We start from the raw sequence: 13,497 nt of genomic DNA on the forward strand, positions 1-13,497 counted from the left end.
GTCAGCGGAAGTCCGCCGTCCCGTCGTCGTACTTCGCGCCGAGGTTGGCGTTGGTGGTCGCGGCATCCTGAGTGCCGGTCACGAGCCCCTGCAGCTCCTGCACGAGGACGTCGTAGAAGCCGGGCGCGGGCCAGTCGGGGTAGAACGAGAGTCCGTCGTCGGCCAGGACGCCGTTGAAGGCGTCGATGAGCTCCTTGCTCTTGGCATCCGTGATGTCGGCGGTGTCGGCTGCGACCGGAACGCCGCCGTTGTTGCCGATGATCGCCTGGATCTCGGGGCTCATCGTGATGTCGATGAACTCGTACGCGAGATCGTGGTTCTTCGAGCGCTCGGGAACCACCCACAGGTTGCCCGACGATCCCAGCGACAGCTTCGAGCCCGGGAAGGCCGCGAGCGACCAGTCGAACCCGGCCTCCTCGGCGAAGCGGCCGTACCACCACGACCCCGACACGAAGATCGGCGACGAGCCGTTGATGAACGAGACGCCCGCGTCCTCGGCCTTCACCGACGAGACGTCCTTGGCGATGTAGCCCTTGGCGACGTAGTCGGAGAGGGTCTGCGAGGCGTAGTCGACCTCGGGGCCGTTCCAGTCGACGGGGTTCTTGTACAGCTGGTAGTCGTCGACCCAGGAGCGGTCGGCCTTGGTGAGCGCGAGCTGGTACCAGAGCTGGCCGAGCGGGTATTCGGCACCCGCCTCGGCGAGAGGGGTGATGCCCTTCGCCACGAACGCGTCGAGCACCTTCACGAACTCGTCGTAGGTGGTGGGCACCTCGAGGCCGGCCGCCGCGAAGGCGTCGAGGTTGTAGTAGACGCCGACGAACTCGCCGTAGTTGGGCACGCCGTACCAGGTGTCGCCGCCCATCACGCCGTCGGAGGAGTACTTCGCCGTGGTCTGCAGCGAGGGGGCGAGCTTGGCGTCCCACCCGTACTCGGTGACCGCGTCGCTGATGTCGGCGATGAGTCCGGTACTCGCGAGGAAGCCGGCCGTGGCGTTGCCCTTGTTGAACTCCATGAGATCGGGGGCGGCGTCGGTGTCCAGCACCTGGCTCGCGGTCTTCTGGATCTGCTCGAACGACTTCTCCTCGACCTTCACCGTGGCTCCGGTCTTCTCCTCGAAGATCGGGATGGCGGCGTTCCAGGCTTTCGCCATCGCGCTGTCGGCTCCCTCGTAGTGCCACAGGGTGAGGGTCTTGCCCTCTCCGTCGGCGGAGCCGGAGTCGCCTCCTCCGCCGCTGCATCCGGCGAGGGTGAGGGCGGCGACGGCGATCGAGCCGATGGCCGCGAAGGTTCGGGTCGCGCGTCGTTGTGCGGGGGTGCGTGCCATCGTCGGCACTCCTTTCACTGTGTCCGCTGGGTCGTCGGTGTCCGCTAGCGGTGGCGGTGTCCCGCCGGTGTCGAAGACTGTCGAAGCGCTTCGATGTTGGGCGACGAGACGGGTGTGCGGTTGTGGATGGGATTCAGGAGGAAGGAGGCGCGGCCACGGAGCCGCGATCCAGATAGGTGGGGGCGATGAGGTGGAGGCCGGATGCCACGGGGCGGCCGGCGATGAGCTCGATGGCCAGGTCGACGGCGAGCTCGCACGAGCTCTGCGGCACGAGCGGGATCGAGTCGATCGGAGTGGGTTGAGCGTCGGTGTCGAAGCTGCTGCCGACAGACACGATCGAGACGTCGGAGGGGACGCTCTTTCCGAGCGCCGCGAGCTCGGCGAGCACGACCTGCAGCACCTCCTCCGGCGCGTGCAGGACGATCCCCGTCACTCCGGAGTCCACGAACCGGCGCACGGAGCGGCGCACGTCGTGACGATCGATGACCACCGCTCCGGATGCCACGACTTCGGCGGTCAGCCCGCGCTCGGTCGCGCGCTGCCTCACCGCGGCGCGCACGCGCGCAGGGAAGTTCGACTTCTCGTAGGCCCGTTCGGATCCGCCGATGAGACCGACCGCGCGGTGACCGGCGTCGGCGAGGCGATCAACCGCGTCGATCGAGGCGCGCTCGAAGTCGAGGTCGACGCACACGAGTCCCTCGTCGTCGTTCGGGATGCCGACGAAGATCGTCGGGGTCGCGCTCGCCCGGGCGATCTCGACCCGCGCGTCGTCGGGGGCGACGTCGAGCACGAGGATCGCGTCGACGAGGCCGCTCGCGGCAACCCTCTTCATGCCGGCCGAGGCGTCTTCGTCGGTGAGGAGCAGCATGTCGTACTCCTTGCGCCGAGCGGCGACGGTCATGGCGTGCATGAACGACATGTGGCTCGGTGCGTGCGAATCGGCGCGGAGCGGCTCGGACAGCGCGAAGATGTTCGTCTGACTGCCGGCCAGCATGCGCGCACCGGCGTTGGGGCTGTAGCCCAACTCGTGCACCGCCCGCTGAATGCGCCGCCGGGTCTCGGCGGAGACCGGGCGCTTACCGCTCAGGGCGTACGAGACGGTGCTGATCGACACGCCCGCGGCACGGGCGACCTCGTCGATCTTGGCCATAGCGACTCCTTCGTTGCTGTGTCGAAGCGCTTCCGAGAAGCGCTTCGACAGCCACGGTAAACGACGGCAGTCGGGAGCGCAAGACTTTCGTTGGCTTCGGCAACAAACCGGTGCGGGCCCTTCGCCGTCGTCCGGGCGCCGCCACCCCGCCACGCCCGACCGCCGCGCCCCATCCGATCGCGCACCCCTTCCGAATAGATTCATCGGTGACGCACACCGCGCACCGCGGAGCTCCCGCCCCGCACGATCCGCCCCGGAAGGACGAGATGCGCGAGTCGCACACCCCCGCTCTGGCGTCGCTCGACGCGTACGCCAACGTCACCGACCTACTGGTGCGTCGCGCGGCGGAGGCCCCGGACCACGTCGCGTTCGAGGTCCCGCCCAGCGGCTCTGCGGGCTCGAACGCCTGGACCCCCGTCACCACCGCCGCTTTCCTCGACGAGGTGCGCGCCCTCGCGAAGGGCCTCGTCGCGGTGGGGCTCGCCCCCGGCGACGCGGTCGCGATCATGGCGCCCACCCGCTACGAGTGGGCGGTGGCCGACCTCGCCACTTGGTTCGCCGGCGGCGTCGTGGTCCCGGTGTACGAGTCGTCGTCGGCATCCCAGGTCGAGGCGATCGTCGCCGACGCGCGCATCCGCGTGGGCGTCGGCGGTGCGGACGCCCACGTCGCGCTGCTCACCGACGCCCTGGCATCCGCCGACGACGCCGTGGGCGTGTGGGGCATGGACGATCTCGCCGCCCTCGCCGGCCGCGGGGCCGCCGTCTCCGACGAGGAGCTCGAGCACCGCCGCACCCGCGCCGGGCACGACGATCCCGCGACGATCGTCTACACCTCGGGCACCACCGGCGAGCCGAAGGGCGCCGTGCTGACGCACGCGAACTTCCTCGGGCAGGTGCTCAACATCGCCGCCGCCTACCGCGAGGTGGTGCACCCGGCGGGCAACACGATCATCTTCCTTCCCCTCGCGCACGTGCTCGCGCGCGGCCTGCAGCTGATCTGCATCGCGAGCGGCATGCGCATCGCGCACCTGGCCGACCCGGCCGCGGTCGTGCCGACGCTCGCGACGCTACGGCCGACGTTCCTCGTCGTCGTCCCGCGCGTGCTGCAGAAGATCCAGGCCGCGGCCGGTGACAAGGCCGCGGCGAAGGGGCTGTCGGGCGTGTGGGGGCGAGCCCGTTCCACGGCGATCGCCGCCGGGCGTCTCGCCGAGCTCCAGGATGCCGGCACCCCGCGCCGCGCCCCGCTCGGGCACCGCGTGCGTCACGCGGTCTTCGATGCCCTATTCTACCGGCGCCTGCGCGCGGTCATGGGCGGTCGCGTCGACTACATGCTCTCGGGTGGCGCGACCCTCGACGGCGAGCTGTCGCTGTTCTTCCGCGGACTCGGCGTCCCGGTCATCGAGGGCTACGGCCTCACCGAGACCACCGCTCCGCTCACCGGCAACCTCCCCGGTCGCATCGCCTCGGGCACCGTGGGCCTTCCGCTGCCGGGGTCGACCGTGCGCATCAGCGACGAGGGCGAGGTGCTCGCGCGCGGCGTCGGCGTCTTCGCCGGGTACCGCGATCCGAAGCACGACGGCGAGGCGTTCGTCGACGGCTTCTTCCGCACCGGCGACCTCGGCCGCCTCGACGACGCCGGCCGGCTCGTGCTCGAGGGCCGCCTCAAAGACGTCATCGTGACCTCGAACGGCAAGACCGTCGTCCCGGTGCGGTGGGAGTCCGCCGTCGAGGCCGACCCGCTCGTGCACCACGCCGTCGTGGTCGGCGAGGGCAAGCCGTACCTCAGTGCCCTGTTGATCCTGGATGCCGAGCAGGCGGCCGCGTGGGCGGCATCCGCCGGTCTGCCCTTCGATGCGCGGACGCCCGACGGTCTGCGCGCCGTGGACGAGCCGCGGCTGCACGCGCACCTGCAGCGGGCCGTGGATGCCGCGAACGCACTCGTCGCGCGCAGCGAGCAGGTGCGGCGCTTCGAGCTGGTCGTCGCCGACCTCGACGACCGCGAGCTCGTCACCCCGACCCTGAAGATCAAGCGCCGCGTGGTGGTCGACCGCGCGGCCGACACCATCGAGTCCCTGTACCGAGGAGCCCCGTCATGACCGCCCCCGTCCCCTCGTCCTCGGGCTCGCCCGCGAAACAGAACCGCTCGGCGCTGATCGCCGTGATCGTCGCCGTGCTGATCGGCGTCGGTCTCGCCGTCGCCGGGAGCTTCTCGGGCGCGCGGGTGGGAGGGGTCCCCGTGTTCGCCGTCGCCGTGATCGCGGCGTACGCGATCCAGTTCCTCGTGTTCATCCCCTCGGCGCTGCGCCGCACCGAGCGGTTCTTCGACCTCACCGGCAGCGCGACGTTCATCGCCGTCTCGGTGGCGGTGGCCCTGCTCGCACCCCAGCAGGACGCGCGGGGGTGGATCCTCGCCGCGATGGTGATCGTGTGGGCGGCGCGCCTGGGCTCGTTCCTGTTCGCGCGCGTGCACCGCGCGGGTTCCGACGGCCGGTTCGACGAGATCAAGACGAAGCCGCTGCGTTTCCTGCAGGTGTGGGCGATCCAGGGGCTCTGGGTGTCGCTGACCGCGTCGGCCGCGTGGATCGCGATGAGCGCGGATGCCGCCGCCCGTCCGTCTCTCGACGGTTTCGCGATCGCGGGCATCGTCGTGTGGATCGCCGGCATGGTGTTCGAGGTCGTCGCCGACCTGCAGAAGCAGGCGTTCCGCGCCGACCCGGCGAACAAGGGCGAGTTCATCCGCACGGGGCTGTGGTCGCGCTCCCGCCACCCCAACTACTTCGGCGAGATCCTCGTCTGGGTCGGCGTCTTCCTCGTCGCCGCTCCCGTGCTGCAGGGCTGGCAGTGGGTGGCGGTGCTGTCGCCGCTGTTCGTCATCCTGTTGCTCACGCGGGTCAGCGGCATCCCGCTGCTCGAGAAGCGCGCCGACGAGAAGTGGGGCGATCGCGCCGACTACCGCGCCTACCGCGACGCGACTCCGGTGCTGATCCCGGCGCTGACGGCGCGCGCGAGCGCGGTGTCGCGGGGGTAGCCTGGCGGTTCCGCCCGCCGGGTGGGAACGGGGGATGCCGATGAGCACGGGACATCTGCGCGAGCTGCCGCCCGAGACGCGGGCGCGGCGCGCACGGATCTTCGCGTACGTCGTGGCCGTGCTGTTCGTCGGCGGCGCGGTGGGGTTCGTCGCGATCAGCGGCGGATTCCCGCTCTTCGTGGTGGCCGCCGCGACGATGATCGTGCTCGCGGCGTTGATGGTCGTCGCCGTGCACCGCGCCTCGCCCGCGACGCGAGCGACCGCTCTCGCCGTCGCAGCGCTCGGCGTGGTCGTGGGCTTCGTCGTGGCGTTCGCGACGTCGTCGACCGACACCGGTTCGTCGCTGATGTCGATGATCGGGGTCGCGCCGGTGCTGCTGATGGGAGCGTTCCTCGTGCACCTGCTGTCGCGGGCCGTCGAGGTGCACCGGGGCTGAGGCGCGGTCAGTCCTCGTCGGGCAATGCCCGCTGGGCCACCACGCGCCGCGCTTCGACGACGGCTTCGGCGAACTCGGTGTCGGGGTCGTCCATGACGATCGCCGTCGCCCGCGCGTGCGCGCTCACGACGTCGTAGGGCGAGGCCGCCGCCCGCTCGACGGCGGCTTCGGCGCGGTGTCCGATCGCCGCGAACGCACGGCTCAGGCTCCGTTGGGTGTCGTGGTCGCCGCGTCCGAACTGGGTGGCGAGCTCGTCGGCGAGCACTTCGTGCGCGTCGTCGGGAACGAGCCCGGATGCCGTGCGCCACGCCGCCCGCGCCACCTCGGGGTGCCGGTCGCGCAGCACCGCCGGCGTGATCACGGCGAAGGCGGCCGGGTCGCCGATCTTCGACAGCGTGTGCAGGGCCTGGCTTCGCGCCTGGGGCACCTCGGATGCCACCTCCGGCAGCAGTTCCGCGACCGCCCGCGTCGCATCGTGCCGCGTGAGCGCCCACGTGAGCATGTCGCGCACGAAGAAGTCGGGCTCGACCGCGCACCGGGCGACGAGCTCGGCGATGTAGCTGTCGTCGGGCCGCGTTCCCGCGGCGAGCGCGGCCTGCAGTCGTGCGGACGCGTCGGAGTGCGTGAGGGCGGCGCGCAGGCGGTCGGCGGGGGTGGTGTCGGTCATGGTGGTTCCAGGGTTTCACGCGGGGCGGCGGCGAGGGCCGTGCTGGCGGATGCCGAGATCCGTCGGGAGTCGCGCAAGCGGCATCCGTCCGCCGCTCGCCCTGCGTGCCGCTGCTCGGCGCGAGGCGCTACTTCCGCCCCACCCGCCGCTCGACCATCTTGCGCGCGACGTCCATGAAGCTCGGCGCGTACTTCGCCCACTCCTGGTCGAGCTTGCGCACGTCGATCTTGCCGGTGTGCAGCAGTTCGCAGATCTTGAGCCAGCTCTCCCCCGTCGCCGCCGTCAGCGCGGCGGCCACCGCGGCGTTCACGACGACTCCCGCGCCCGGGATGAGCTTCAAGAAGCTCGTGGCGAGCGCGCGTCCGGCCACCTGCACCCCGAACTGGGCGAGGGCTCCGGCCGAGAGCATCGTCTTGACCTCGAGGTCGTAGATCGCGGCGATGCGTCCCATCATCGTCAGCTGGATCGGCGCCAGCGTGACAGCATCCGAGACAGGAAGCGGAACGGATGCCGCGCCCGCGGCCGCTGCGGACGCCGCGGCGATGATCGGCCGCGCCATCTCCCTCTTCCACGGGAGGTTGAGTCGCTGTGCGATGCGAAAGGCGTCCTTGTCGCGCTCGGGGGCGAGCTCGAGGGTCTGCGCGACAAGGTCACCGAGGCCGTGCCCCTTGCCCTTCCCGTGCCGGTCGCGCGTGGACGTGAGGATGACCTGTCGGTACGGGATGCGGATGCGCTCTCCCGTCGCCGGGTCGATTGGGTCGTTCAGCCAGTCGACGAAGGCCTGCAGGTCTTTCGCGACGCCCTGGTGCCCGGTGATGGGGTTCTTGATCCAGTCGACCTTGGTCAGCACGAGGATCACCGGCAGCCCCCGCGCGTCGAGCTCGCGGATCATGGCGATGTCAGCCGGGGTGAGCCGGTCGTCGGCGGCCCGCACGCAGTACCAGACGACCGAGATCTGGTGGTCGCCGGGGTGGGCGGCGATCGCGTCGAGGTGGGAGCGCAACTGCTGGTCGGGCGGGACGGGTGAGCCGATCTCGAACCCCTCGACGTCCCAGATGCCGAGCGAGTCGTCGCTGTAGAAGTGCACGCCCCGCGTGACCGGCAGCCCCCGCCCGACCTTGGCCCAGTCGCGCCCGAACACCGCGTTGACGAGCGAGGATTTGCCCACGCCCGAGGCGCCCACGATCGCGAGGTTGAACCGCCCGTACCGCGACTTCGCCTCCGACGACGCCTCGACGAAGGCCTTGTCGTCGAGCTGGCGCGCGTCCACGTTCTTCTTCGCCATGGTTCCGTGCCCCTCGCTCGCAGTGTCTCGGCCAGTGTCGCATCCTCCGCGGGAGTGGCACGGAGGCTGGACAGCGACGGCTCACGCCCGCCGAGATCACACGATCGGCGCGAACGCACCCCTTACGACGTCAGCAGAGCGCATGATCTCGCGCCGATCGTGTGATCTCGCGACAGCACCGCACCGCGCGGCAACCGTCGAGCGTCACCGCGGCGACGCCTCACGGCTGCCGCCGCACCCCCGCCCACCCGTCGCCGTCCCGCACGAACACGATCCGGTCGTGCAACCGCGACGGGCGCCCCTGCCAGAACTCGATCTCGCGCGGCTCCACCCGGTACCCGCCCCAGTGCGGCGGCCGCGGCACCGGCTGGTCGTCGCCGAAGCGGGCGGCCACCTCGGCCATCTGCTCCTCGAGGGCGGCACGGGATGCCACGGGCTCCGACTGGTGGCTCGCCCAGGCCGACAGCTGGGATCCGCGCGGTCGCGAGGCGAAGTACGCGTCGTCCCGCTCAGCGGGGAGGGGCATCGCCGTGCCGAGCACGATCACCTGCCGCTGCAGCGCGTACCAGGGGAAGAGGATCGACACCGCCGGATTCCCCGCCAGCGCCTGCCCCTTCCGCGAATCCCGGTTCGTGAAGAACCACAGCGCACCGTCGTCGTCGACCCCGCGCAGCAGCACCGTCCGCGAGGTGGGCCGGGCTTCGGCATCCACCGTCGACACGACCATCGCGTTCGGTTCGGGAAGGTCCGCGGCATCCGTCAGCCACCGCTGGAAGAGCGCGAGGGGGGATGCCGCGAGGGCCGCGTCATCGAGCTCGTCGAGCGTGTAGTCGAGGCGGTGGGCGAGGGGGTTCTCGGTCATCGCGGATCCTCCGGTGGGTGGGTGGGGCACCAGCGTATGGCGATCCGCGCCCCGTGAGGCGGGTGATCTAGCGGTCGATGAACTGTCGGCTGAAAGAGGGCGTCGCTCGAGGCGACGCATCTGCACCTCATCGAGACTCCGGATGCCGACGAGCTCGTCGGCCACGCCAACCTCGTCATCGTGGGATCCGACGGAGGCCTGGACGCCGGCAGCGACCCGGGCTCCGGCGGCGCGGCGAGCGTGCGGGTGTACGGGGCTGAGGGGGCGGTTCGCGATGCGCTCCCCTGGCATATATCTCGATAGCAATGTTGAGGAACCAAGCAAGACGACGGATGACGCTGTGGTGGGTCTGGTCCTGCGCTCTTTGAAGTAGCCCGCAAGGCGCCGTGCCCCGGCCGTGAATGACTACTCACGGGAGCATCGGCAACGATCGGCAGTAGAGGGTTGCAGCGCGTGTCGGGGGTGAGCAGTAGCTTGCTGAGTGTGACCGACGCGGGCGAAGTGAGTAACGGGTTTTCGGACCGATGGCTAGCAGCACTGCGTGACCTGGAAGCCTCCAAAGTGTTCCGAGCATCTCCGACGCAAGATGAAGACCGGCTTCCTTCCTTGTGGCTTCGGCTCCGCGCGGCCCGGGATAACGGGGGCTCAGCTGATGTTGTGGAGCTGGCCAGCTTGCTCAGTCAGGTGGCGTCATTCAGCCCAAGAGCCGACGACTGGTCGGCCCCATATGAGCCGATGCTCACCATGGTCGAAGGCCGCACAGCGATACCGAGTGACTTGACAGACGTACAAATCGAGGTACTGGTAGTTGTCTCGGACGCGCTGCCCGACCACTTGCTGCGCGCGCGAGTGTATGACGTGCTCGCCATTCGAAGCTTGACGGGCGCAGATCGCGCCCGTTGGTATCAAGCCGAAATGGGGGCCGTCATCGAGGCAACTCTCGGCGGCGAGAGGTGGATGCGGGACCGCGATATGTGGGATCGAGCGCTTCTGGTGGGGCGGCGCGGTGGAAAGCCGATGGCAGCGAGCCTCCAAAAATTGACGCAAATCCTCATTGATCACGCGTTGACCGCGGACCTTGCGGAGTTTCCCGGGCCAGTTGCGGACTTGCTCGACAAACATGGTCTCGCACGCGATCGGGCGGGTGCGTTAGCTGCGCGGATGCGCAATCTTGCTTCGTCAGCAGAATTGGAGCCCGCGCGCAGCTATCGCGAACGCGCTGCTAGGTGGCATGGAGTCGCCGGGAACTCAGATGAGGTCTCGGTTGACCGTCTAGCCGTTGTGAACAGTCTGATCGCGGAGGCCGAAGGTCTCAGCCTTGGGCCGGATAGCGATTCACATCCGCGGTCCGCGTACCTGTACGAACGAGCGATGAAAGCGCTCCGAATGATCCCTCGGAAGCAACGTGAGAAACTCGGAGTGTCCGCACTGACGACGGAGTTAGGGAGACGTATACGGGCAGCCGGCGCGGCAACTCTTGGAACGATGGGTGTGCTCGAATCAGAGTCGGTTGACCTATCGGAGGCGCGAGATCACAGTGTTGCGGCTGTGAGCGGCAAACCTGCCCTCGAAGCGCTGAGGGCGTTCGTCGACTTGTCCTCCTTCAGCTCACTGCAGGACGAGCGCGACCGAGCCGAGAAGATACTTGCGGAGCATCCTCTCCAAACTCTCTTCTCGAATGTCCACTTTGCAAGCGACGGCCGGGTAGTGCACCGGTCAGGCGGGCAAGGTGGTGAGCCAATCTATGGTGAAGATCCGGCGACCTGGCGGCAAATGATTCAGGCTTACGAGATCAAAGTCTCCTTGATGGTTCAGGGGATGCTCGCACCTGCGTGGATGGCGCTCAGCAACGAACATCGCTTGATGCTCGGAGACTTTGTCGCAATCATGCGTGGGAGCTCGATAATCCCGTCGGACAGAGAACTGCTCATAGCGCAAGCGTTGTACTACGGGTATGACGGTGACTTCCTCACCTCCGCGCAACTACTCGCTCCGCAGATCGAGAACATGGTGAGACTGCACCTGCGCAATGCCGGACAGCAGACCAGCACAATAGACCGCGGCGTGGAGCAGGAGATCGGTCTCACCGCCTTGATGGGCCGCGAGTCCGTATCCGAGATTTTCGGGGAGGACATTGCATTCGAGATCCGGGCGCTATTCTGCGGCCCTATCGGACCGAATCTGCGGAACAATTTTGCTCACGGGCTCGTGAGCGACGACTCGGTCAGATCCGTGCACGCAATTTATTGCTGGTGGTTCGTTCTCCGCTTGGCCTTCGTTCCGTTCTGGAATCGGCTACACGATGCACGAACCGCTGACAGCCACGAGCCCGCGGAACGTGACAGACCATCTGCGCGCGAGGGCGAGACGGGGAGCGAGCCGGGGCCCTGATTCTCTCTTGAATCGCGTAGGTCAGCCCTTTCCACGACGGGGTAGTTCCGCCGGCCGACAGAGGGTCTCAAACCACCGACCAGCGAAAGATGCACAAGCGGTGTCATATCGCGAGGCGTTCAGCCTCGAACCTTACCGGGCGAGAAGAACGGGCTACGTGACGACGCGGCATCCGCCCCCCATCCACCCCGCGCGGCCGATTCGCGCACACCTCCCGCCTCGGCTCGCCCCGCACAGAGCGGCCGTGTCAGCCTGAACGGATGGGACGCGCCGCAACGATCACCTTCGCCGCCTCCGCCCTCGTCGTCGCGGGGCTGGTCGCCCTGGTGATCCCGGCGTTCACGGGGACGGATGCCGAGGAGCCCGAAGCTCCTTCGGTCGCGGTCGTGGGACCCGCGGGGGATGCGCCCTCGGTGCGCACGACCGTGCCCGAGATCCCCGAACTGCCCGAGTGGGCGAAGGCGTCGGGTCCGTGGATCATCTACCCCGACGGGTTCGAGTGCCAGGGCACCGAGGGCTGCCCGAACAATTTCCGGTCGCTCATCGGCGAGCCCGGCGACGTGCTCCCAATGAACGTCTACTACTACGATCCGGCGCAGCACGATTACGACCCCGCGCACCCCAATCGGTTCGGGATCATGCCCGCGCCCCTTCCGGGCGCCGACCGCGGTCGCGCTCCCGGAGCCGACGGGTGGCCGGTCGTGTCGGGAGTCGATCGCCGGGTGACGTCCTACGTGGTCGCCCGGGATGACTCCCTGGATGCCATCGGCGAGCGCTTCTCGATCGACCCCGCCGAGCTGACCCGCAACGGCGAACCCGTCGTTCCCGGAGAGACCTGGCTCGAACCCGGCGACGTGCTCGTCTTCCCCTGAGCCGTCGCGTCAGAGCCCGGCGATCTCGGCCGACCGCACGACGAAGTGCACCAGGGTCGCCACGAAGACGACCACGAGCACGACCATGGTCCAGAACAAGACGATGCGCAGCCGGCGGACCTGCGCCGACTCTCCGGGCCGGTTCCAAGGCGCGCGCGCCATCACCGTTCGGCTCCGACTCGTGCGATCGCGATAGACATCAGCATCCGTTCCCCCCGCGCTGCTTCATGGACGAAAGGCCACGCTAGCCAGCCCCACGTGTGGATGCCAGCACCTGGCGGCAGCCCGCGTCAACCCGCCGCTGCACACATGTGCATCCCGTGGAATAGGTCGTCGCCGCGCTCCGTTACGTTCGCGTGGCCCTTTGACCCCCACGAAAGGACTTCTCGTGAGCCTGTTCAGCCCCACCACCGTCGGCAGCATCGGTGTGCGCAACCGCGTGTCGCTCGCCCCCATGACCCGCCTGCGCGCGAGCGCCGACGGCGTTCCCGGCCCGATCGTCGCGAAGTACTACGAGCAGCGCGCCGGCATCGGCCTCCTCGTCACCGAGGGCGTGTTCCCGAGCGCCGAGTCGAAGGCGTACCCCGGCCAGCCCGGAATCGTCACCGACGAGCAGGCCGTCGGCTGGGCGAAGGTCGCGGATGCCGTGCACGCCGAAGGCGGAGTGGTGTTCATGCAGCTCATGAACGGCGGGCGCGTCACCCACACCGACATCACCGGCACCGACCGCATCGTCGCCCCCTCGGCGATCGCGATCGAGGGCGACACCCGCCTCGCCGACGGTTCGAAGGTCGCCTACCCGGTGCCCCACGCCCTCGAGACCGAGGAGCTCGCGACCGTCCGCGACGAGTTCGTGAAGGCCGCCCGTCGGGCCGTGGATGCCGGCATCGACGGCGTCGAGCTGCACTCGGCGAACGGATACCTGCTGCACGAGTTCCTCTCCCCCGCCTCCAACCAGCGCACCGACGGCTACGGCGGATCGCCCGAGGCCCGCGCCCGCTTCGTCATCGAGGTCGCCCAGGCCGTCGTCGCCGAGGTCGGCGCCGACCGCGTCGGCATCCGCATCTCCCCCGCTCACAACATCCAGGACGTCTGGGAGAAGGACGACGCCGAGACCCGCGCCACCTACGAAGCCCTCATCGCCGGCCTCGCCCCGCTGGGCCTGGCCTACGTCAGCGTGCTGCACGCCGACCCCGCCAGCGACCTCATCCAGGACCTGCGCCGCGCCTTCGGCGGAACCTTCATCGTCAACTCCGGCTTCTCGAAGATGACCACACGCGAAGAGGCTGTCACCGCCGTCGACGAGGGCATCGCCGACCTGGTCGCCGTCGGCCGTCCGGCGATCGCCAACCCCGACCTCGTCACCCGCTGGGAGCAGAACGCCGACGAGAACGAGGTCGACCAGGCCTCCGTCTACGGGCCGGACGAGCGCGGGTACACGGACTACCCGTTCCTCCAGGGCTGAGATTCCGGATGCCAGGG

General features: G+C 69.2%; 12 protein-coding genes. 6 read left to right on the top strand and 6 right to left on the bottom strand.

Going from position 1 to position 13,497, the window contains the following annotated elements:
- Position 1: 1 nt before the first annotated feature.
- On the bottom strand, positions 2 to 1,324 hold the full coding sequence (locus tag FB047_RS16110) for an ABC transporter substrate-binding protein (RefSeq protein ID WP_136588225.1): 1,323 nt from the start codon (positions 1,322 to 1,324) through the stop codon (positions 2 to 4).
- 133 nt (positions 1,325 to 1,457) lie between these two features.
- Positions 1,458 to 2,474, bottom strand: coding sequence for a LacI family DNA-binding transcriptional regulator (locus FB047_RS16115; RefSeq protein WP_136588226.1), 1,017 nt, complete (start codon positions 2,472 to 2,474; stop codon positions 1,458 to 1,460).
- A gap of 266 nt (positions 2,475 to 2,740) precedes the next feature.
- On the opposite strand from FB047_RS16115, the gene FB047_RS16120 reads away from it, so the two are divergent.
- The 3 genes from FB047_RS16120 to FB047_RS16130 are packed head-to-tail and all read left to right on the top strand — an operon-like array spanning position 2,741 to position 5,938.
- Positions 2,741 to 4,570, top strand: coding sequence for an AMP-dependent synthetase/ligase (locus FB047_RS16120; protein ID WP_136588247.1), 1,830 nt, complete (start codon positions 2,741 to 2,743; stop codon positions 4,568 to 4,570).
- A complete protein-coding gene (locus FB047_RS16125) occupies positions 4,567 to 5,502 on the top strand; it encodes a DUF1295 domain-containing protein (protein ID WP_136588227.1) in 936 nt (311 codons plus the stop codon). Before FB047_RS16120 ends, FB047_RS16125 begins: the two co-directional genes overlap by 4 nt.
- 40 nt (positions 5,503 to 5,542) lie before the next feature.
- Positions 5,543 to 5,938: a hypothetical protein gene (locus FB047_RS16130; protein WP_136588228.1), complete on the top strand. Its 396-nt coding sequence runs from the start codon at positions 5,543 to 5,545 to the stop codon at positions 5,936 to 5,938.
- 7 nt (positions 5,939 to 5,945) lie between these two features.
- On the opposite strand, the gene FB047_RS16135 is transcribed toward FB047_RS16130, so the two are convergent.
- The 3 genes from FB047_RS16135 to pdxH form a co-directional block, all read right to left on the bottom strand.
- Positions 5,946 to 6,605, bottom strand: coding sequence for a HEAT repeat domain-containing protein (locus FB047_RS16135; RefSeq protein ID WP_136588229.1), 660 nt, complete (start codon positions 6,603 to 6,605; stop codon positions 5,946 to 5,948).
- A gap of 127 nt (positions 6,606 to 6,732) precedes the next feature.
- A complete protein-coding gene (locus FB047_RS16140) occupies positions 6,733 to 7,890 on the bottom strand; it encodes a GTPase family protein (RefSeq protein ID WP_136588230.1) in 1,158 nt (385 codons plus the stop codon).
- A 220-nt stretch (positions 7,891 to 8,110) separates the two neighbouring features.
- Complete coding sequence (gene pdxH / locus FB047_RS16145) at positions 8,111 to 8,752, bottom strand: pyridoxamine 5'-phosphate oxidase (protein WP_136588231.1); 642 nt, start codon at positions 8,750 to 8,752, stop codon at positions 8,111 to 8,113.
- Positions 8,753 to 9,235: 483 nt separating this feature from the next.
- Here pdxH and FB047_RS16150 point away from each other — a divergent pair, with 483 nt between their 5' ends.
- The gene (locus tag FB047_RS16150; RefSeq protein WP_136588232.1) at positions 9,236 to 11,143 is read left to right on the top strand and encodes a DUF4209 domain-containing protein; all 1,908 of its coding nucleotides are present in this window, start codon (positions 9,236 to 9,238) and stop codon (positions 11,141 to 11,143) included.
- 260 nt (positions 11,144 to 11,403) lie between these two features.
- Positions 11,404 to 12,015: a hypothetical protein gene (locus FB047_RS16155; protein WP_136588233.1), complete on the top strand. Its 612-nt coding sequence runs from the start codon at positions 11,404 to 11,406 to the stop codon at positions 12,013 to 12,015.
- Between the two features lie 9 nt (positions 12,016 to 12,024).
- Here FB047_RS16155 and FB047_RS17025 read toward each other — a convergent pair whose 3' ends face one another.
- On the bottom strand, positions 12,025 to 12,177 hold the full coding sequence (locus FB047_RS17025) for a hypothetical protein (protein WP_167494272.1): 153 nt from the start codon (positions 12,175 to 12,177) through the stop codon (positions 12,025 to 12,027).
- 226 nt (positions 12,178 to 12,403) lie between these two features.
- Between FB047_RS17025 and FB047_RS16160 the strand changes: the two genes are divergently transcribed.
- Positions 12,404 to 13,480 carry an alkene reductase gene (locus FB047_RS16160; RefSeq protein ID WP_136588234.1) on the top strand — a complete coding sequence of 359 codons (1,077 nt, stop codon included), beginning with the start codon at positions 12,404 to 12,406 and terminating at the stop codon, positions 13,478 to 13,480.
- The last annotated feature ends 17 nt before the right edge of the window (positions 13,481 to 13,497 follow it).

The organism is Microbacterium hydrothermale, from assembly GCF_004854025.1.
Lineage (GTDB): Bacteria > Actinomycetota > Actinomycetes > Actinomycetales > Microbacteriaceae > Microbacterium > Microbacterium hydrothermale.

Bases quoted from the DNA above. Each gene is read 5' to 3' on its own strand.
- FB047_RS16110 (WP_136588225.1), bottom strand. From the start codon at position 1,324: ATGGCACGCACCCCCGCACAACGACGCGCGACCCGAACCTTCGCGGCC.
- FB047_RS16115 (WP_136588226.1), bottom strand. From the start codon at position 2,474: ATGGCCAAGATCGACGAGGTCGCCCGTGCCGCGGGCGTGTCGATCAGC.
- FB047_RS16120 (WP_136588247.1), top strand. From the start codon at position 2,741: ATGCGCGAGTCGCACACCCCCGCTCTGGCGTCGCTCGACGCGTACGCC.
- FB047_RS16125 (WP_136588227.1), top strand. From the start codon at position 4,567: ATGACCGCCCCCGTCCCCTCGTCCTCGGGCTCGCCCGCGAAACAGAAC.
- FB047_RS16130 (WP_136588228.1), top strand. From the start codon at position 5,543: ATGAGCACGGGACATCTGCGCGAGCTGCCGCCCGAGACGCGGGCGCGG.
- FB047_RS16135 (WP_136588229.1), bottom strand. From the start codon at position 6,605: ATGACCGACACCACCCCCGCCGACCGCCTGCGCGCCGCCCTCACGCAC.
- FB047_RS16140 (WP_136588230.1), bottom strand. From the start codon at position 7,890: ATGGCGAAGAAGAACGTGGACGCGCGCCAGCTCGACGACAAGGCCTTC.
- pdxH (WP_136588231.1), bottom strand. From the start codon at position 8,752: ATGACCGAGAACCCCCTCGCCCACCGCCTCGACTACACGCTCGACGAG.
- FB047_RS16155 (WP_136588233.1), top strand. From the start codon at position 11,404: ATGGGACGCGCCGCAACGATCACCTTCGCCGCCTCCGCCCTCGTCGTC.
- FB047_RS17025 (WP_167494272.1), bottom strand. From the start codon at position 12,177: ATGGCGCGCGCGCCTTGGAACCGGCCCGGAGAGTCGGCGCAGGTCCGC.